This window comes from Plantactinospora sp. B6F1, assembly GCF_040120695.1.
GTDB lineage: Bacteria > Actinomycetota > Actinomycetes > Mycobacteriales > Micromonosporaceae > Plantactinospora.
This window is the reverse complement of record NZ_JBEEAC010000048.1, coordinates 18,172-37,285: the sequence shown is the minus strand read 5'-3', so window position 1 is coordinate 37,285 and position 19,114 is coordinate 18,172. Positions and strand designations below refer to the sequence as shown.

Annotated in this window: 21 protein-coding genes; 18 read left to right on the top strand and 3 right to left on the bottom strand. The window is 71.8% G+C overall.

Annotated elements, in window-relative coordinates; genetic code table 11:
- The first annotated feature begins 359 nt into the window (after nt 1-359).
- Nucleotides 360-1,418, top strand: a complete 1,059-nt coding sequence (locus ABNF97_RS31980; protein ID WP_349340794.1) for an IS110 family RNA-guided transposase — start codon at nt 360-362, stop codon at nt 1,416-1,418.
- A 223-nt stretch (nt 1,419-1,641) separates the two neighbouring features.
- On the opposite strand, the gene ABNF97_RS31975 is transcribed toward ABNF97_RS31980, so the two are convergent.
- Complete coding sequence (locus ABNF97_RS31975; protein WP_130462098.1) at nt 1,642-2,358, bottom strand: hypothetical protein; 717 nt, start codon at nt 2,356-2,358, stop codon at nt 1,642-1,644.
- 248 nt (nt 2,359-2,606) lie between these two features.
- Between ABNF97_RS31975 and eno the strand changes: the two genes are divergently transcribed.
- The 6 genes from eno to ABNF97_RS31945 all read left to right on the top strand — a co-directional run bounded on the left by eno (nt 2,607) and on the right by ABNF97_RS31945 (nt 7,763).
- Complete coding sequence (gene eno / locus ABNF97_RS31970; protein WP_130462099.1) at nt 2,607-3,890, top strand: phosphopyruvate hydratase; 1,284 nt, start codon at nt 2,607-2,609, stop codon at nt 3,888-3,890.
- Between the two features lie 33 nt (nt 3,891-3,923).
- Nucleotides 3,924-4,598 carry a septum formation initiator family protein gene (locus tag ABNF97_RS31965; RefSeq protein WP_130462100.1) on the top strand — a complete coding sequence of 225 codons (675 nt, stop codon included), beginning with the start codon at nt 3,924-3,926 and terminating at the stop codon, nt 4,596-4,598.
- 89 nt (nt 4,599-4,687) lie between these two features.
- A complete protein-coding gene (locus ABNF97_RS31960) occupies nt 4,688-5,266 on the top strand; it encodes a DUF501 domain-containing protein (protein ID WP_349340797.1) in 579 nt (192 codons plus the stop codon).
- Nucleotides 5,263-5,796 carry an amino-acid N-acetyltransferase gene (locus tag ABNF97_RS31955; protein ID WP_349340793.1) on the top strand — a complete coding sequence of 178 codons (534 nt, stop codon included), beginning with the start codon at nt 5,263-5,265 and terminating at the stop codon, nt 5,794-5,796. The genes ABNF97_RS31960 and ABNF97_RS31955 overlap by 4 nt, the downstream gene beginning before the upstream one ends.
- Nucleotides 5,797-5,901: 105 nt before the next feature.
- The gene (locus tag ABNF97_RS31950; RefSeq protein WP_130465838.1) at nt 5,902-6,855 is read left to right on the top strand and encodes a Ppx/GppA phosphatase family protein; all 954 of its coding nucleotides are present in this window, start codon (nt 5,902-5,904) and stop codon (nt 6,853-6,855) included.
- 233 nt (nt 6,856-7,088) lie between these two features.
- A complete protein-coding gene (locus ABNF97_RS31945) occupies nt 7,089-7,763 on the top strand; it encodes an endonuclease domain-containing protein (RefSeq protein ID WP_349340792.1) in 675 nt (224 codons plus the stop codon).
- Nucleotides 7,764-7,844: 81 nt separating this feature from the next.
- On the opposite strand, the gene ABNF97_RS31940 is transcribed toward ABNF97_RS31945, so the two are convergent.
- Nucleotides 7,845-8,792 carry an SDR family oxidoreductase gene (locus tag ABNF97_RS31940; protein ID WP_349340791.1) on the bottom strand — a complete coding sequence of 316 codons (948 nt, stop codon included), beginning with the start codon at nt 8,790-8,792 and terminating at the stop codon, nt 7,845-7,847.
- Between the two features lie 320 nt (nt 8,793-9,112).
- Between ABNF97_RS31940 and ABNF97_RS31935 the strand changes: the two genes are divergently transcribed.
- A complete protein-coding gene (locus tag ABNF97_RS31935; protein ID WP_130462104.1) occupies nt 9,113-9,805 on the top strand; it encodes a VOC family protein in 693 nt (230 codons plus the stop codon).
- Here ABNF97_RS31935 and ABNF97_RS31930 read toward each other — a convergent pair.
- Nucleotides 9,802-10,296, bottom strand: a complete 495-nt coding sequence (locus ABNF97_RS31930; protein ID WP_130462105.1) for a MarR family transcriptional regulator — start codon at nt 10,294-10,296, stop codon at nt 9,802-9,804. The two genes, ABNF97_RS31935 and ABNF97_RS31930, sit on opposite strands and share 4 nt — an antisense overlap.
- A 167-nt stretch (nt 10,297-10,463) precedes the next feature.
- Between ABNF97_RS31930 and ABNF97_RS31925 the strand changes: the two genes are divergently transcribed.
- The 10 genes from ABNF97_RS31925 (at nt 10,464) to ABNF97_RS31880 (ending at nt 19,082) form a co-directional block, all read left to right on the top strand.
- Entirely contained in the window at nt 10,464-11,996 is a 1,533-nt protein-coding gene (locus ABNF97_RS31925; RefSeq protein ID WP_349340790.1) for a DHA2 family efflux MFS transporter permease subunit, read from the top strand.
- Nucleotides 11,997-12,162: 166 nt separating this feature from the next.
- Nucleotides 12,163-12,723 (top strand): DUF2243 domain-containing protein, encoded by a 561-nt coding sequence (locus ABNF97_RS31920; protein ID WP_349340789.1) that lies wholly within the window; start codon nt 12,163-12,165, stop codon nt 12,721-12,723.
- 85 nt (nt 12,724-12,808) lie between these two features.
- The gene (locus ABNF97_RS31915) at nt 12,809-13,552 is read left to right on the top strand and encodes a cytochrome c oxidase assembly protein (protein WP_349340796.1); all 744 of its coding nucleotides are present in this window, start codon (nt 12,809-12,811) and stop codon (nt 13,550-13,552) included.
- 32 nt (nt 13,553-13,584) lie between these two features.
- A complete protein-coding gene (locus ABNF97_RS31910; RefSeq protein WP_130462109.1) occupies nt 13,585-13,917 on the top strand; it encodes a helix-turn-helix transcriptional regulator in 333 nt (110 codons plus the stop codon).
- Entirely contained in the window at nt 13,914-14,954 is a 1,041-nt protein-coding gene (locus tag ABNF97_RS31905) for a DUF1700 domain-containing protein (protein WP_130462110.1), read from the top strand. Before ABNF97_RS31910 ends, ABNF97_RS31905 begins: the two co-directional genes overlap by 4 nt.
- 247 nt (nt 14,955-15,201) lie before the next feature.
- Nucleotides 15,202-15,891, top strand: a complete 690-nt coding sequence (locus tag ABNF97_RS31900) for a dienelactone hydrolase family protein (RefSeq protein ID WP_130462111.1) — start codon at nt 15,202-15,204, stop codon at nt 15,889-15,891.
- A 49-nt stretch (nt 15,892-15,940) separates the two neighbouring features.
- Nucleotides 15,941-16,666 carry a uracil-DNA glycosylase family protein gene (locus tag ABNF97_RS31895; protein WP_130465839.1) on the top strand — a complete coding sequence of 242 codons (726 nt, stop codon included), beginning with the start codon at nt 15,941-15,943 and terminating at the stop codon, nt 16,664-16,666.
- A 21-nt stretch (nt 16,667-16,687) separates the two neighbouring features.
- Complete coding sequence (locus ABNF97_RS31890; protein ID WP_130462112.1) at nt 16,688-17,494, top strand: DUF4129 domain-containing protein; 807 nt, start codon at nt 16,688-16,690, stop codon at nt 17,492-17,494.
- Nucleotides 17,491-18,087 carry a hypothetical protein gene (locus tag ABNF97_RS31885; RefSeq protein ID WP_130462113.1) on the top strand — a complete coding sequence of 199 codons (597 nt, stop codon included), beginning with the start codon at nt 17,491-17,493 and terminating at the stop codon, nt 18,085-18,087. Before ABNF97_RS31890 ends, ABNF97_RS31885 begins: the two co-directional genes overlap by 4 nt.
- Nucleotides 18,084-19,082 (top strand): AAA family ATPase, encoded by a 999-nt coding sequence (locus tag ABNF97_RS31880; protein ID WP_130462114.1) that lies wholly within the window; start codon nt 18,084-18,086, stop codon nt 19,080-19,082. The genes ABNF97_RS31885 and ABNF97_RS31880 overlap by 4 nt, the downstream gene beginning before the upstream one ends.
- Nucleotides 19,083-19,114: the final 32 nt, after the last annotated feature.

The window sequence follows — 19,114 nt, the reverse complement described above, 5'->3', positions numbered from 1 at the left end:
CAAGATCCTCAGCGTCCTACTGACAGACGGGCTCACAGCGCCAAGACGAGACGACGACATCCGGACGGCCCAGCCCGATTTTCACCCCGCTCGGGGTCGCGCCGCCAGGCACGCGGACTACTGACAGTGAGGATGTACGTGAGTCCCGTACCGGTCGGTCTGACCCTTCGCCTGACTGACTTCGGGTCCTTAACGGGATCTGTCGGCCGTGCCGGTACGGGACTCACGTGCACTCACCGGACGTGGCGGTTGTGACCTCATAGGAGCCTGGCCAGAGGCCCCGTCACTGTCTTGTCCATCCTCGCCCGGCTGGTGCGTGCCCGCCCCCACCGGTCAGCGAACAGGACGGACACCCCACCATGACACAGCACCTCGTCGAGGTCACCGGCGGTGTGGATACCCACCGCGACACGCATACGGCAGCGGCGGTCGACGCTGCGGGCCGGGTGCTTGGCTCTGCTCAGTTCGACGCCACCACTGCCGGATACGCGGCGTTGCTGGGGTGGCTGCGCTCGTTCGGCGCCTTGGTGCTGGTGGGCGTCGAGGGCACCGGCGCCTACGGCGCTGGCCTGGCCCGTCACCTACGGGCCGCCGGTATCCGCCTGGTCGAGGTCGACCGCCCGGACCGTAAGGCCCGCCGTTGGCAGGGCAAGAGCGACCCGGTCGACGCCGAGGCCGCCGCCCGCGCCGCGCTGGCCGCCCACCGCACCGGCATACCGAAGGACCGTGACGGGCAGGTCGAGGCACTGCGGAACCTGCGCGTCGCCCGACGCAGCGCCGTCACGGCCCGCGCCGACACCCAGCGGCAGATGAAGACCCTGATCGTCACCGCCCCCGAGCCGGTCCGGGTGCGGCTGCGCCGGCTATCGGTCCGCGAGCTCGTGGCCACCTGCGCAGAGGCCGCCTCGCAGTACGGTCACGTCGGCGACCCCGCCACCGCCGTCATGATCGCCCTGCGCAGCCTCGCCCGCCGTCACCAGCAACTCTCCACCGAGATCGCCGACCTGGACGCGTTGATCGCACCACTGGTCACGGCGATCAACCCGCGCCTGCTCGCGGCCAAGGGTGTCGGACCTGAGGTCGCCGGGCAACTGCTGGTCACCGCCGGCGACAACCCCGACCGGCTGCGCAGCGAGGCCGCGTTCGCCATGCTCTGCGGCGCCGCACCCCTACCGGCTTCCTCCGGCCGCACCAACCGGCACCGGCTCAACCGCGGCGGCGACCGCCAAGCCAACTGCGCGCTGTGGCGCATCGTGATCACCAGGATGGCCACAGATCCCACCACCCGCGCCTACGTGCAACGCCGCACCAAGGACGGCCTGAGCAAGAAAGAGATCATCCGCTGCCTCAAGCGCTACATCGCCCGCGACATCTACACCCTGCTCACCCAACCAGATGATCTCGAACTGGCAGCTTGACAACCATAGGAGCATCCTCCACGGAGCCCCCGCCCGACCTCGACCCTCCGCAGGAGCCCCCGCCCGACCTCGACCGGAGCCCTCGCCCGACCTCGACCGGAGCCCTCGCCCGACCTCGACCGGAGCCCTCGCCCGACCTCGACCGGAGTCCTCGCCCGACCTCGACCGGAGTCCTCGCCCGACCTCGACCGGAGCCCTCGCCCGACCTCGACCGGAGTCCTCGTCAGGTGGGCGACTGGCCCGCCTCCGGGCGTCGGTCGACGACCCCGGCACCGGCGGGCAGGTCGAAGGCGCTGCTCTCCACCGCCTCGCGGTAGCGGCTCAGCGCCACCTCGACATCGGTGTCGTCGACCGTGCCGGTGAAGCTGCCCAACGCGCCCTCGTCGGTGATGCACGCGTCGAAGCCGGTCGCCGGGGCGTCGCTGAGCTGGCCCACCTCCACACAGGTGGCGTGCCGGCCGGCGACGGTGGTGTCGTACTGCCGGATCGTCGCGTCCGGGTCGAGCGCGGCGGCGGTGAGCAGGCCGATCACCACCGGCGGGGTGACCAGACCGCGTTTGTTCATGTCCGTGAAGATCGTGATCGACGGCTTGGCGTTCGCCGGTGGAGGCGCGGTCAGGGTGCACGTCGGCTTCTTCGTGCTGGTGTCGCAGGCCGTGGTGGCGTCGGTGGTGACCGTCAGCTTGCCGCCGGGATAGGTGTACGCCGCGCGCAACGGGTCCTGCGACTGCGAGATCGAGGCGCTCCGGCCGCCCGTGAGCTGGTAATCGGCCGAGTAGGTCAACTCGGTGGACCGATCCAGCCGGGCGGCCAGGTCGTTGACCAGGTCAGCTCGCCCGATCACCCGCCCGGCGTCGTCCAGGGCCTGGCACCCGGAGACCGCCAGTACGGAGATGATCGCCCCCGCGAGCACCCGGAGTGAGATCGACACAGCCGGCATGGCCCACAGCCTTCACGATCGGGTCAAGCGCGCGCAAACCGGTTCCCACGTACTGTGAAGGAAATCCGTAAATGTCGCAGTGGTTCGCGGTCGGCGCCGGGGGCGGAGCCAGCGCCCGGCGCCCCGGGCCCGACCGATAGGCTCCCTGCGGAAGCCTGCGCCGCACCGCCGCGACGGGGACGGACCGCCATCGATAGTCGATCCATCGACTATCGATGGATCGACTTCAATTCTTGAGGAGCAGGACAGTGGCCACCATCGAGGGAATCGTCGCCCGGGAGATTCTCGACTCGCGCGGCAACCCGACCGTCGAGGTCGAGGTCGGGCTGGACGACGGTACGGTCGCCCGCGCCGCGGTGCCGTCCGGCGCGTCCACCGGAGCCTTCGAGGCGATCGAGCTGCGCGACGGCGACTCCGACCGCTACAACGGCAAGGGCGTGGAGAAGGCCGTCGCCAACATCGAGGACCGGATCGTCGACCAGCTCATCGGCTACGAGGCCAGCGAGCAGCGGCTGATCGACCAGAAGATGCTCGACATCGACGGCACCGACGACAAGTCCGAGCTGGGCGCCAACGCCATCCTCGGCGTCTCGCTGGCGGTGGCGAAGGCGGCGGCGAACAGCGCCGAGCTGAGCCTCTTCCGCTACCTGGGCGGACCGCACGCGCACCTGCTGCCGGTGCCGATGATGAACATCCTCAACGGTGGCGCGCACGCCGACTCCAACGTCGACGTCCAGGAGTTCATGATCGCCCCGATCGGCGCGCCCTCCTTCCGCGAGGCGCTGCGCTCGGGCGCCGAGGTCTACCACGCGCTCAAGTCGGTGCTGAAGAAGAAGGGCCTGGCCACCGGCCTCGGTGACGAGGGCGGCTTCGCCCCCGACCTGCCGACCAACTCCACCGCGCTCGACCTGATCGCCGAGGCGGTCGAGAAGGCCGGCTACCGGCTCGGCACCGACATCGTCTTCGCGCTCGACGTGGCCGCCACCGAGTTCTTCTCCGACGGGGTCTACACCTTCGAGGGCGGCACCAAGACGGCGGACGAGATGACCGCCTATTACCACAAGCTGGCCGACGAGTACCCGATCGTCTCCATCGAGGACCCGCTCTCCGAGGACGACTGGTCCGGCTGGGCCGGGCTGACCGCCTCGCTCGGCGACCGGATCCAGATCGTCGGCGACGACCTCTTCGTCACCAACCCGCAGCGGATCGCCCGGGGCATCGCGGAGCGGACCGCGAACGCCGTGCTGGTAAAGGTGAACCAGATCGGTTCGCTGACCGAGACCTTCGAAGCGGTCGACATGGCGCACCGGGCCGGCTTCAAGTGCATGATGAGCCACCGCTCCGGTGAGACCGAGGACACCACCATCGCCGACCTGGCGGTGGCCACCGGCTGTGGCCAGATCAAGACCGGTGCGCCGGCCCGCTCCGACCGGGTCGCGAAGTACAACCAGCTGCTCCGGATCGAGGAAGAGCTGGCCGACGCGGCGCGGTACGCCGGCACCGGCGCGTTCCCGCGCTACCGTTCGAACTGACGGGTCAGCCTTCGGGGGAGGGGTGCGACGGCGATGACGCAACGCCGTACGCCGAGCGGGCAGGGCCCGGCTCGACGACCGGATCGTGCCGGCCGGTCCGGTACGCCCAGGACCAGCCGTGGCTCGGGTCGGGATCCGGGGTCCCGGGTCGAGCCACGCCAGGGCCAGGCCAGGGCCTCCGGAGCCAGCCGATCCGCCTCGACCCGGTCCTCCGGCACTGGCCGGGCCGCCGACGGCTCCCGCTCGGGCAGCCGGCCCGCGGCGGCCCGCCGGACCGTCGCGGCCCGGGCCGTGAAGCGGACGTACGCCCAGCACCCCCGGCGCTACACCGGTCGGGCGACCGTCCTCGCCGGGGTGCTGGTGGCGCTGGCGCTCGCGTACACCTATCCGGTGCGGGTCTACCTCAACCAGCAGTCCGACATCGCCCGGATCGAGGCGGCCCAGCAGGCGCAGCGGGAACTCATCGGTGACCTGACCGAGGAGGCGGCGCTCTGGGACGACCCGGAGTACGTGAAGATCCAGGCGAGGGAGCGGTTCTTCATGGTGGTGCCCGGAGAGGCGCCGCTGGTGGTGCTCACCGACCACCGGGGGGCCGCCCGGGACGCCGGAGTCGACCCGAAGACGACCGAACGGGCCCCCGAGCCGTGGTACGACACCCTCTGGTCCAGCGTCCAGGCCGCCAACGAGCCGGACAGGGCGGGCCGGTGAGCGGTTCCCCACCGGCCGGCGTACCCGGTGCGGTCGGTCGTGCCGGCGCGGAGCCGGCGGTGGCTGGTCGTGCCGGCGCGGAGCCGGCGGTGGCTGGTCGTGCCGGCGCGGAGCCGGCGGTGGCCGGTGTGCCGGCACCCGTGCGGGAGCCGGCCACCGAGGCGGACCTGGCAGCCGTCGCCGCCCAGCTCGGCCGGACGCCGCGCGGCACCCGGGCGATCGCGCACCGCTGCCCGTGCGGCCAGCCCGACGTGGTGGAGACCACCCCACGGCTCGCCGACGGCACGCCCTTCCCCACCCTCTTCTACCTGACCTGTCCCCGGGCGGTGGCCGGGTGCAGCCGGCTGGAGTCCGCCGGGCTGATGCGTCAGATGCAGGAGCGGCTGGGCACCGACCCTGAGCTGGCCGAGCGCTATCTGGCGGCGCACCGGGACTACCTGGCCCGGCGGGAGGCGATCGGCACCGTGCCGGAGATCGACGGGATCTCGGCCGGCGGCATGCCGGGCCGGGTGAAGTGCCTGCACGTGCACCTCGGGCACGCGCTGGCCGCCGGCCCCGGCGTCAACCCGTTCGGCGACGAGGTGCTGGAGCTGCTCGAACAGTGGTGGGCCGACGGCCCGTGCGTCGAACCGGTGCCCTCGGCCCGCTCGGCGGAGCCGCCCGGATGACCGGCGGCGAACCGGCGCCGGTCCCGGCCGAGCTGGTCATCCGGCGGGCCCGGACCGCCGACATTCGCGGGATCCGGGAGCTGATCGACACCTACAGCCCGGAGCGGCGGCTGCTCAGCAAGGCCACCGTCACGCTCTACGAGGATGTCCAGGAGTTCTGGGTCGCGGTCGATCCGGCGGACGAAAGGGTGATCGGCTGCGGTGCCCTGCACGTGATGTGGGAGGACCTCGCCGAGATCCGGACGGTGGCGGTGCACCCGGAACACCGGGGGCGCAAGATCGGCCAGCGGATCGTGGCGGAGCTGCTGACCACCGCCCGGGAACTGGGCGTCACCCGGGTCTTCGTACTCACCTTCGAGACCCGGTTCTTCGCCGCCTTCGGTTTCGTCGAGATCGACGGGGCGCCGGTGCCGCAGGTGGTCTACGAGCAGTTGCTCCGCTCCTACGACGAGGGTGTCGCCGAGTTCCTCGGCCTGGAACGGGTCAAGCCGAACACCCTCGGCAACAGCCGGATGCTGCTCAGACTTTGACCACTCCGATCAGGCGCGGACGATTCCGGCGCGGACGCCGTGTCGCCGCGACTGGCGACGACGTAGGGTGAAGGACGACGTAGGGTGAAGATCGTGACGAACCGGGTGGCTGCGATCGACTGCGGCACGAACTCGATCCGGCTGCTCGTGGCCGACCTGCCGGACCCGTCCGCCGGGCCGGAGGCCGAGCTGGCCGAGGTGGTCCGGCGGATGGAGATCGTCCGGCTCGGCCAGGATCTCGACCGGACCGGCCGGCTGTCGGCGGAGGCGCTGGACCGGACCCGGCAGGCGCTGGTCCGGTTCTCCACCCGGATCGAGTCACTGGGTGTGTCCCGGATCCGCATGTGCGCCACCTCCGCCTCCCGGGACGCCTCCAACGCGGGCGAGTTCCGGTCGATGGTGGTGGACACGCTCGGCGTCGAGCCGGAGGTGGTGACCGGCGAGGAGGAGGCCCGGCTCTCCTTCACCGGCGCCGTACGCGGACTCGGCGACGACGTCCGGGGGCCGTACCTGGTGGTCGACATCGGCGGCGGCTCGACCGAGTTCGTCGTCGGCGGGCGGCCGGCCGGTGGCGGTTCGGCAGCGGTGGACGCGGCGGTGTCGGTGGACATCGGCTGCGTCCGGATGACCGAGCGGCACCTGCACGACGATCCGCCGACGCCGGAGCAGTTGGCGGCGGCCGAGGCGGACATCACCGAGGTGGTGGACCGGGCGCTGGCGGCGGTGCCGGGTCGGGCCGCGGCCACCCTGATCGGGCTGGCCGGCTCGGTGACCACGGTCGCCGGGATCGCGCTGGGCCTGCCGGAGTACCGCCCCGACCGGATCCACCACGCCCGTGTCCCGTACGACGACGTGGTGAAGGTGACCGCCGACCTGCTGGCCCGGTCGTCGGCGGAGCGGTTGACCATCCCGGTGATGCACCCGGGCCGGGCCGACGTGATCGGGGCCGGTGCCCTGGTGCTCAGGATCATCATGGAGCGGGCCGGGATGACCTCGGTGATCGCCAGCGAGCGGGACATCCTCGACGGCATCGCATACTCCCTCGTGGAGACCCTGTAACGCCTCGGAACGAGGCTATTTCCCGGAAGAGTGCCCGGCACCGCTGGCGAGGCCACTCCTTCCCAGAAGTAGGCCGATCTTCGCTTGTCCACAGGGGAGGGGGTTGTGCACAGGGGGTTGGGTGGGGGCAGCGGGGGCGGGTGGGATTGGTCAGCCTGTCGGGATGTCCAGAGCGGCTCGACGCCCGCCGCAACTGCGCGGGCGCATCTTTCGTGGCTCGCAGGCCGTCGCCCATGGCCGTGCTGTACGGCGTCACGAACCTCACCGAGCAGGACACGCCGGTCGAGGTGGTGGTGCCGTCCGGTATCCGGTTCGGTCCGATGGCCGGGCTCCGGGTGCACACCGTGGACCTGGCGCCCGACGACGTCCTCGCCAGACAGGGGATTCCGGTGACGACCCCGAAGCGCACCTGCTGGGACCTGGCCCGCTGGATCGATCTCGTCGAGGCCGTCGCGCTGGTCGACCAGTTTCTCGCCCGCCGGATCGTCACCACCCCGGAACTGCGGGACCATGCCCTGCGCCGCACCGGCGACCGAGGGTGGCGACTCATGCTCCGCGTCGTCGACCTGGCCGATCCCGGTAGCGAGTCCCCGCAGGAGTCCCGGCTCCGGGTCCGGCTGGTTCTCGCCGGAGTACCCCGGCCGGAGACCCAGTACGTCGTCCAGGACCGGCGAGGGTTCGTGGCCCGGGTCGACCTGGCCTGGCCGGACGTCAGGGTCGCGGTCGAGTACGACGGACTCTGGCACAACGACTCGGCACAGTTCCACCGCGACCGGCAGCGACTCAACCGCCTCCTCGGCAGCGACTGGCTGGTCCTGCACGTCACCGCCCAGCGCCTGCGCGACGACTTCGACGGCATCGTCACCGAGCTGCGCGCCGCGCTCCGCCGCCGCAGTCCCACCCGCTGACCGCAAGGTCGACACAACTTCCGGGAAAGAGTGGTTTCCAAGCCGTCGGAAGGCACTCTTTCCCGGAAATAGTGCCCGTCATCAGGGGTTGGGGTAGTGCACGCCGGTGAGTTGTTCCGACAGCGTCCAGAGGTGGGCGGCAGCCGCGTCGTCCAGGGCGCTGGCGGGGAGCCTGGCGAGGGCGGGGCCGCCGCGTAGTTCCGCGAAGCCGTCCGGGCCGTAGTATCCGGCACCCTCGGCGGCCGGGCTGGTCGCGGCATAGACCGCGGGCAGGGCGCCGGCCGGGATCTCCTGCCACACCAGGGGTGCCAGGTAGAGCAGCCGGTTCCGGACCCGGTTGAGTCGCAGCGAGCGCCCACCGTGGGTCGGCCCGGTCACCTGAAGGTTGGTGATGGTGGCGCCCGGATGCGCCGCGTTGCTGAGGATGCCCCACCCGGCGGCGTCGGTGCGTCGTTGGAGCTCCCGGGCGAAGACCAGCATGGCGAGCTTGGAGAGCCCGTACGCGCGCACCGGCTGGTAGTGGCGCTCACCCTGGAGATTGTCGAAGTCGAACCGCCCGATCCGACTCATCAGGCTGCTGATCGACACCACCCGGGCGGCACCGGCGGCACGCAGCAGCGGGAGCAGGTGACCGGTCAGGGCGAAGTGTCCGAGATAGTTGGTGGCGAACTGGAGTTCGTACCCGTCCTCGGTGAGCGCCCGGCGGCGCGGCGCCATGATCCCGGCGTTGTTGACCAGGATGTCGACCGGCCGCCCCTGCCCGGTCAGCTCCGCGCCGAGCGCCGCCACGCTGGCCAGCGAGGTCAGGTCGAGATGCTGTAGCCGCAGCGTCGCCTCCGGCACGTCGGTGCGGATCTCGGCGATGGCCCGGTCGCCCTTGGCCTGGTCGCGTACCGCGAGGACCACCTCGGCGCCGGCCCGGGCGAGCCGGTGGGTGACGCCGAACCCGATCCCACTGTTCGCCCCGGTCACCACCGCGAGCCTGCCGGTGAGATCCGGTACGTCGATGTCGGGCGTGCGATGCGGCATCCGATCAGTATCGAGGGTGATCCGACGTCCGTGGGGGATCCCGCGGCGCGGGACTGCCGACGGCTACCTCCGATGGCCACTCGGGGCCGGCGGCTGTTCGAGCCGCCACCTCGGCCGGGTCCCGACCGGGATCAGGCGGAGCATTGCCTGTCGAACGGTGCGGCCATGCTCCGGCAGTGAGACCATTTTCCAGCAGGAGTACCGAACGTTTCCGGTAGGAGTACGGAACGTTTCCGACAGGAGTTCCGGCAGGAGTACGGAACGTGACCGCCCGGCCGGCGCCGTGCGGGATTGTCGGTGGTGGCTGCGAGCATGTGGGCATGGACCGGATCTTGACTCGACAGCAGGCATCGGACGCGGTCGGTGACCGGGGGTGGCGGTTCCTGCTGGGCACGTTGCAGACGTCGGTCGTGGTCGGGTCGCTGGCCCAGGCGGCCGAGGTGGCCGCGCGGGTGATCGCGGTGTGCGGCAGCGACGCCGACGGGCACCTGCGCGTTGACATCCGGCCCGAGCGGGTCGTCCTCGGTCTGCAGTCGCGGGCCCGGGAGGCGGTGACCGCTCGCGACGTCGACCTCGCGGGTCGGGTCTCCGCCGCCGTTCGCGAGGTCGGGCTGCGGACGGAGCCCGGGATCGCCAGCGGTGCGGTGCGATCCGTCCAGCTTCTGGAGATCGCGATCGACGCGCTGGACATCACGGCGGTGCGGCCGTTCTGGAAAGCGGTGCTGGGCTACACCGACGAGGCCGGTGCCGGTGGCCCGGAGGATGCGGTCGTCGATCCGGTCGGGCAGGGCCCGGCGGTCTGGTTCCAGCAGATGGATCAGCCGCGACCGCAGCGCAATCGCATCCACCTGGATGTCTGCGTCCCGCACGACGAGGCGGCCCGGCGGATCGAGGCCGCGCTGGCCGCCGGCGGTCGGCTCGTCTCCGCGGCCTCGGCTCCCGCTTTCTGGGTCCTCGCCGACGTCGAGGGCAACGAGGTCTGTGTGACGACCTGGCAGGGCCGTGATGCCTAACCGACCCGGAACGCGACGCAGCCGCCCCCGGGCGACCCGGGGTCCTTGCCGACGGGGTCCTTGGCGATGGCGTTGACCAACAGTTCGCCGCACTGTGCGACGGTGCGCAGCTCGTCGTCGGTGAGCCGGTCGAGGACCCGGCGCATCTTCTCGGCACCGGCCGTGACGAACCGGTCGACCAGGTCGCGGCCCTGCCCGCTCAGCGCGATTCGGCGTACCCGGCGGTCGTGCGGGTCTTCGCGGCGGGTGACCAGGCCCTGCCCGACCAGCCGGTCCACCATCCCGGTCATGGTGGCCAGACTCACGCCCAGCGCCGTGCTGAGTTCCTGGCCGGCGATGCTGCCGTGTGCCGAGAGCACCAGCAGCGCCTTGAGCTGCGGCAACGTCAGGTGCAGCGTGAACAGCGGGTTCGCCGGGTCGTTGGCGAACAGGTGCTGCATTTCTCGTTGCGTGCCCATGATCTGGGCGATGAGATCGTCCCGGGCACCCATCGGTTCCTCCAGAGCAACGAGACGGCAGCACCGGTCGGCCGCAACGCGGTCGCGCCTCCACGGTGAGCGGAGGCTATCAGGGAAGTACCGGCCCCAGAATACTTCGCTGTGGGCGAACTGTTAGTGTCGGCCGAACTTTATGTCTACGGGGGAAAGGAGCTGGCCGCATGTCCGTGGCCGTCCAACCTGACGCCGGGAGCGACAAGCTCGATCCCGGCGTCCTGAAGGTCGCCGGGGTGGTGGTGCTCGGCGCCATCATGTCCATCCTCGACGTCACCGTCGTCAGCGTCGCGCTCCCCACCTTCCAGCGCGAGTTCGACGCCAGCTACGCCACCGTCGCCTGGACGATGACGGCGTACACCCTGGCCCTGGCCACCGTGATCCCGATCACCGGCTGGGCCGCCGACCGGTTCGGCACCAAGCGCCTCTACCTGATGTCCCTGGTGCTGTTCCTCGGTGGTTCGGCACTGTGCAGCGTGGCCTGGGACATCGGGCCGCTGATCCTCTTCCGGGCTCTACAGGGTCTCGGCGGCGGCATGCTGATGCCGCTCGGTATGACGATCATGACCCGGGCCGCCGGCCCGCAGCGGATCGGCCGGGTGATGGCCGTGCTCGGCGTACCGATGCTGCTCGGTCCGATCGGCGGCCCGATCCTCGGCGGCTGGCTGATCGACGCGGCCTCCTGGCACTGGATCTTCCTGATCAACGTGCCGGTCGGCATCGTCGCCTTCCTCTTCGCGCTGCGGGTGCTGCCCAAGGACGAGCCGCAGCCCTCCGAGTCGTTCGACTTCCTCGGCATGCTGCTGCTCTCGCCGGGTCTCGCGCTGTTCCTCTACGGGGTCTCCTCCATCCCGGAGGCCGGCACCGTGGCCGCCGCCAAGGTGCTGGTCCCGGCGATTATCGGCCTGGTCCTGATCCTCGCGTTCGTCCTCCACGCGCTGCGCAAGCACCACCCGCTGATCGACCTCGGGCTGTTCAAGAACCGCAACCTCACCATCTCGGTCGTCACGATGACCCTGTTCACGGTGGCGTTCATGGGTGCGATGCTGCTGCTGCCCAGCTACTTCCTCCAGGTACGCGGCGAGGACACCCTCAACGCCGGCCTGCTGCTGGCCCCGCAGGGCATCGGCGCGATGCTCACCATGCCGATCGCCGGCCGGCTGACCGACCGGATCGGCCCGGGCAAGCTGGTGCTCGGCGGTATCGTGCTGATCGCGCTCGGGCTCTCCCCGTTCACCCAGATCACCGCCGACAGCTCCTACTGGCTGCTCCTCGGGGGTCTGTTCGTGATGGGCATGGGGATGGGCATGACCATGATGCCGATGATGTCGGCGGCGATGGCCAGCCTCACCCACCAGCAGGTCGCCCGGGGCTCCACGATGATGAACATCGTCCAGCAGACCGCCGGATCGATCGGCACCGCCGTGATGTCCGTGATCCTCACCAACCGGGTGCTGGAGAGCCAGGCGGCCACCGCGTACAGCGCGGTCACCCAGGGGCAGGTGCCGCACGAGGCGGTGCCGCCGGAGGTGCTCGCCCAGGGGCAGGCGTCGCTGGCCGACGCCTTCGGCCAGACGTACGTCATCGCACTGGTGTTGATCGTCCTCTGTGTCATCCCGGCGCTGCTGCTGCCGCGCAAGCGGATCGAGCCCACCTCGCCGGAGCAGGCCGAGATGCCCGTCCCGGTCGCCATGCACTGACCCGCACCCCGGAGCACCGCTCCGAGCACCGCGAAGCCCTTCCGCCGGAACCGGCGGGAGGGCTTCGTCGTCCGCGCACCCCCTGAACGGGGGGAAACAGCGTCTTCCACAGGGTTACTTCCGCCTTGTCCGGGTACCCGGGCGGGGAAAGTGGAGGAGAGGATCGATGACGACCACCGCGGACGACGTACGGGCCGGTGCCGCGCCGGCCAGCCTCAGGTTGCCGGGGATCGTGCTCGGGGTGGGGCTCGGCGGATTCGTCGACGGCATCCTGCTGCACCAGATCCTGCAATGGCACCACCTGCTCAGCAGCACCGACACCGACAACATCGGGGTGCGGTACTACGACCCGAAGACCGTGCCCGGGCTGGAGATGAACACGGTGTGGGACGGGATCTTCCACGCCGTGTGCTGGCTGGCGGTGCTGATCGGGCTGGCCATCCTCTACTCCCGGGTCACGCGTGAGCGCCGCCGGGTCTGGACCTCCCGCGTCCTGTGGGGCTGGATCCTGGTCGGCTGGGGCCTGTTCAACCTCGTCGAAGGCATCCTCGACCACCACATCCTCGGCATCCACCACGTCTATCCCGGCCCGGACCAGCTCTGGTGGGACATCGCCTTCCTCGTCCTCGGCGCGCTGCTCGTCGCCGGCGGATGGCTGCTCCAGCGCGGCGGACGTTCCTTCGAGCCCGCGGTACCCGGCGACCGGCGGGCGGACCGGAACGCCTGATGGACCATGACACCCACCACATGCCGGAGCATGGGGCGGGCAGCGGTGCGCTCGGGGTGGTGCTGCCGGCCGTCGCCCTGCTGCTCTGTGCCGGCCTGTACCTCTACCTGGCCCACCGGGCACGGCGGCGCACCCGGCACGGGGCTGGAGCCGGTGGCGCACTCTCAGCTTCGGCGCCGGGCTGCTCCTGCTGGCGGCCGGGCTGCTGCCGCCGATCGCCTCGCTCGCGCACACCGACTTCCGTGGTCACATGGTCGCGCACCTGCTGGTCGGCATGTACGCCCCGCTCGCCCTGGTGCTCGGTGCCCCGGTCACCCTGCTGCTGCGTACGCTGCCCGCGAGCCACGGCAGGCGGCTGACCGCCGTCCTGCACAGCCGTCCGGCCCGGGTGTTGAGCCATCCGGCGATCGCCTGGCTGCTCTCCACCGGCAGTCTCGTGCCGCTGTACTTCACCCCGCTGTACAACGCCACGGCGAGTCATCCGGCCGGGCACCGGCTGCTGCATCTGCACTTCCTGCTCGCCGGCTGCCTGTTCGCCCATGTCGTCGCGGGGCCCGATCCCGCACCCGCCCGGCCCGGCGTCCGTACCCGTCTGGTCTACCTGGGGTGCGGAATCGCCCTGCACGCCGTCGTCTCGCAACTGATCTACGGCGGCTACTGGGTCCACATCGCCGCCCCCGTCGCCGAGGTGCGGACCGGCGCGGAGATCATGTACTACGGCGGCGACATCGCCGAACTGCTGCTTGCCGCAGCCCTGGTCGCCACCTGGCGCCCGGTGCGTCGCCCCGCGCCGGCGGGCCGCGCCACCGCCACGCTACTGCCGCGTTGACGGTACTGCGCATTGGACAGTAGTATCGCCGCGTGGACACGACCCAGTTGCTCAAAGGCGTGCTGGATCTCGCGGTCCTGGCCGTGCTGAAGGACGAGGACGGCTACGGCTACGACATCATGCGCCGGCTTCGCACCGCAGGGCTCGAGGAGATCGGCGACGCCTCGGTCTACGGCACGTTGCGCCGGCTCTTCCAGGCCGGCCTGCTCACCACCTACGTGGTGCCCAGCGAATCGGGCCCGCACCGCAAGTACTACGCGCTCAACCCGGCGGGGCGGGACCAGCTCCGCCGCTCCGGTAAGGTCTGGCGTTCCTTCGCCACCACGATGGACACGCTGCTCGACGACGAGGGGATGGCGGCATGACCGGCACCGAGCAGGAGATCGCCCGGTACGTCGGGCAGGTCCGCGAGGCGCTGGCCGACCTGCCGCCGCCGGTCCGCAACGAGCTGCTCGAAGACCTGCCCGAGCACCTGACCGAGGTGGCCGCCGAGGCGGAGGGGTCACTCTACGAGCGGCTCGGCCCGCCCGAGGCGTACGCGATGGAGCTGCGTACCGCCGCCGGGGTCCGCCCGCCGGCCAGCGCCGCCAACCTGGACCAGCGGATCGGCGCGGCGGTCCGCAGGGGCCGGGAGCGGATCCGTGCCGCCGACACCCGGCTCGGCCCGGTCCTCGGCTATGCCCGGCTCAGCGACTTCCTCCGGCTGCTCCGCCCCGCCTGGTGGATCCTGCGCGGCTACCTCGCCGCGATGCTGATCACCGTGCTGCTGACCGGAACCTCGTTCGGACTGCTGCCCCGGCTCGGCGGCAGCAGCCTGGCCGCGCTGCTGCTGCTCGCCGCGACCATCACCGCCTCGGTCTGGCTCGGTCGGCGTACCGACCGGATGGGTCCGCGCCCGAGGTTGGTCCTCAACCTGGGCGCGGTCCTGCTGGTCCTCTTCGGTCTGGCCGGCTTCGCCGAGCTTGACAGCCGGGTCGGCAGTGGCGGCAACACGATGCCCTACGAGCACGTCTACACCGACCAGTACTCCGGGGTGCAGGACGTCTACGTCTACGACAGCCAGGGCCGGCTGCTGGAGGGGGTACGCCTCTTCGACCAGAACGGTGAGCCGATCCGGCTGGGCCACCCGTGGTGTGCGGAGGCGCGGGAACGGATCGTGCCCGGCCCGGACTACGTTGACCCGATCCGGCAGCCGTACCCGTACTGCCCGCAGGGCGCACCGTTCCGGTTCGGACCGACCCCCTCGCCCGCTCCGGAGCCGCCCGCTCCGGAGCCGCCCGCTGCAGAGCCGACGGCTGCAGAGCCGACCGCTTCGGCGGAGCCGTCGGCCACCCCCGGCGGCGCCGCGCCGTCGGTCACCCCGAGCGGCGGGCAGTCGCCGACGCCCACTCCGACCGACTAGACCGCGGAGACCGACTAGGCCGCGAAGACCGACCAGGCCGCGAACCCGCTCCCCCGGGAGGCGGTCGACGACGTGGCGTACACCTGTGCAACAGGAGGTGTACGCCACGTCGCTGTTGGCTTCCGTCCCCTGTGCCGGGCGTGGCAGGCTACCCGAACACCCGTAATGCAATACCCGGAGCTCCGGACTTTGGGTGGGTAAAACTGTGCGACCAGCCAACGATGACTGACCGACAGGAGGGCCACCGATGGGCGAGATGGTGAGTTACCGGAGTAACGGGGGGACCAGCGAGGGCTACCTGGCGCTGCCGGCGGGCGGCGCGACCGGTCCGGCCGTCATCGTCATCCAGGAGTGGTGGGGACTGGTGCCGCACATCACATCCGTCGCCGACCGGTTCGCCGAGGCCGGCTTCGTGGCGCTCGCCCCCGACCTTTACCACGGCGCCTCCACCACCGAGCCCGACCAGGCCGGCAAGCTGTTGATGGGGCTGGCCATGGACCAGGCGGCCCGGGACATCGCCGGCGCCGCCGACTACCTGGCAGAGCGGCCCGAGGCCGGTGGGGACAAGGTCGGTGCCGTCGGCTTCTGCGCCGGTGGCAGCCTCGCGCTCTGGTCGGCGACGCTCTCCGACCGGATCGTCGCGACCGTGGGCTTCTACCCGGTGCTGCCCTGGGAGCGGATGCGCCCGGAGTGGTCCAACTACACCGGCAAGGCCGCCGTGATCCACTGCTCGGAGGAGGACGGCACCTCGGCCGCCGACGGGGTCAAGGCGGCCCGGCGGGCGATCGAGGCCGCCGGTGGCGAATGCACCGCCCACGACTACCCCGGCACCCGGCACGCGTTCTTCAACGACGACCGGCCCGAGGTCTTCGACCAGCAGGCAGCGTCCAGCGCCTGGGCCCGTACCCTCGAACTCTTCCGGACCCGACTTGGCTGAACCGCGCCGACCCGACCGGGCCAGCCTGCGGTCGCGTACCCCCGGCGACGTGGTCGCCCGCGCACCTCGGGCGGGCGACCTGGCCGAGCTGGACGGCGCCGTCGCCGACTGCTTCGCCTGTCCCCGGCTGGTCGCCTGGCGGGAGGAGGTCGCCGCCGTCCGCCGGGCCGCCTTCCGGCACCAGGAGTACTGGGGTCGCCCGGTCCCCGGCTTCGGCGTCCCGGACGCCCGGATCGCCATCCTCGGGCTGGCGCCCGCCGCGCACGGCGGCAACCGGACCGGGCGGATCTTCACCGGTGACCGCTCCGGCGACGTGCTCTTCGCCGCGCTGCACCGGGCCGGTCTGGCCAACCAGCCGACCAGCGTCGCCGCCGACGACGGCCTCGCGCTGCGACACACCCGGATCGCCGCCGCGGTCCGCTGCGCACCGCCGGACAACAAGCCCACCCCGGCGGAGCGGGACACCTGCGCACCCTGGCTGCACCGGGAGTTCGACCTGATCAAACCCAGCCTGCGCGTCGTGGTCACGCTCGGCGCGTTCGCCTGGGCGGCGTGGTGGCCGGTGCTCCGCCAGGTGTACGGCGTGCGACCGCCCACCCCGCGACCGACGTTCGGGCATGGGGCACACTGGTCCGGAGGCGAGGCCGTTCCACAGGTGCTCGGCTGTTACCACGTCAGCCAGCAGAACACCTTTACCGGGCGGCTCACACCGACGATGCTGGACGAGGTGTTCACCCGGGCGCGGCGCCTGGCCGGGCTGGACGAGGACGGCTAGACGGCTCAGGGAGGCGGTGCGATGACCGACGGGCACTCCGGTCGTGCCCGCCCGGCACCGCACCCGCCCCGGCCCGGCCTCACCGCTGGTCTGCTCCGGACGCTGTGGCCGCTGGCGGCGGTCGCCGGGCTGCTGGCGCTGGCCGCGCTCGCCGCCGCGCACTCGTCGATCGGATTCACCCGGGTCCAACCGCCGGCCGACATCGTGCCGACGTTCGAACAGCCGCTCCCGCCCACCGGCGCGGAGCAGCCGGCCCGCAGCGCCGCACCCGGCCAGCCCGGCGACTACCTTCCGCACTGGGTGCCGTATCTCGGCACCCTGCTCTGCGGCGCCGTGGTGGTGGCGGTGCTGGCCGCGCTGGTCTGGGCGCTGGCCCGGGACCTGCTGCGCCGCCGCCGAGGGCTGGCCCGCCCCGGCGCCCGCAAGCTCCGCAGCGCCGAGCAGACCGCGGAGGAGGTGGTCGCGGCGCTCGACGCCGGCCTGGTCGACCTCTCCGACAGCGACGCCGACCCGCGGCGGGCGGTGATCGCCTGCTGGGTACGGCTGGAGCAGGCCGCCGCCGTGGCCGGGGTGCAACGGCGGCCCGGGGACACCCCGACCGACCTGGTGACCCGGCTGCTCGGCGCCGGCCGGCCGGTCAGCGCCGACGTGCTGGCCGCGTTCGCCGACGTCTACCGCGAGGCCCGGTACGCCACGCACACCGTCGACGAGCGGATGCGGACCCAGGCCCTGACCGCGCTGCGCCGGCTGCGTACCGAACTCACCTCCGGAGGCGACCGGCTGGGCGGGGACGGCGAGCGGGCGACGGCCGAGGGCGGGCAGCGGTGAGCGGCTCCAGCACCAGCATCTTCGACCTGCTCCAGGACGAGGAGGAGCAGCAGCGGCCGACGACCGCCCGCCCGCGCGCCGGCATAGGCGGCTGGCTGCGGCTCGTACTGGCCGCGGCCGGGCTCGCCGCGGCGGTCGTCCTCGGGCTGCGCATGGCCGGGGTCGGTCTCTCCGCCGTCGCCGTCTTCGCCGGCTTCCTCGCCGTGCTGCTGCTGCGCCGGCTCGCCCGGGCCCTCGCCCCGCCACCACCGGTCCCGGTGCGGCTGCGTCGCCCCGCCGACCGGGGCGAGGAGGACGGCAGCTACGACTGGAGCGTCCGGGACGCCCTGGGCAGCTCGGTGCATCGTTGGGAAGCCAAGCTCACCTGGTCGCAGGGGCAGCCGGAGCGGTTCGCCCGGGCGGTGCTGCCGGTGCTGGGCGAACTCGTCGACGAACTGCTCCGGCAGCGGCACGGCGTCACCCGGGCCAGCGACCCGGACCGGGCCCGTGCGCTGCTCGGCGAGCCACTGTGGAACTTTCTCGACACGCCTCCCAAGCGCACCCCGTCGCCGCGCGACCTCGCGGCGATCGTCGCCCAATTGGAGAAGCAATGAAAGAAGCGGACCAGGTCAGCACCCTCGACGTCGGTCGGCTGGCACAGGCCGTACTGGACCAGGTCGGCACGGTGGTGGTGGGCAAGCGCGACGCCCTGGAACTGGTGCTCGCCGGGATCCTGGCCGGCGGGCACGTACTGCTGGAGGACCTGCCGGGGCTCGGCAAGACGCTGACCGCCCGCTCCTTCGCCCAGGCGCTCGGGCTCGACTTCCGGCGGTTGCAGTTCACCCCCGACCTGCTCCCCGCCGACGTCACCGGTTCGTTCCTGTACGACCAGCGGACCGCCGACTTCAGCTTCCGGGCCGGGCCCGTCTTCACCAACCTGCTGCTCGCGGACGAGATCAACCGTACGCCGCCGAAGACCCAGGCGGCGCTGCTGGAGGCGATGCAGGAGAAGCAGGTCTCGGTGGAGGGTGTCACCTACCGGCTGGACCCGCCGTTCCACGTGATCGCCACCGCCAACCCGATCGAGTACGAGGGCACCTATCCGCTGCCGGAGGCGCAGCTCGACCGGTTCCTGCTCCGGGTCTCGTTCGGCTATCCGGGCCACGAGGAGGAGTGGGACGTACTCCGCCGCCGGATGGCCCGCCGCCAGGAGGAGGCGGAGCTGAAACCGGTGGTGAACGCCGAGGTGCTCCGGGCGATGCAGGCGGCCCTGGAGAACGTGGTGGTGGAGGACTCGATCGGCCGATACATCGTCTCGCTGACCGCCGCGACCCGGGAGCACGCCTCGGTACTCGTCGGCGCCTCGCCGCGCGGCTCGCTCGCGCTGCTGCTGCTGGCCCGGGCGATCGCCGCGTTCGCCGGCCGCGACTACGTGATCCCGGAGGACGTCAAGGCGGTGGCGGTGCCGGTGCTGGCGCACCGGATCACACTGCGGCCGGAGATGTGGCTGCGCCGGGTCGATCCGTCATTCGTGGTCAACGAGGTGCTGGAAACCACGCCCGCACCGGCCAGCGGTGCGCTGCCCAGCTACGCGGCCGGGGCGCGCTAGCCGTGAGTTCCTCCGGACCGACCCTGCGACCC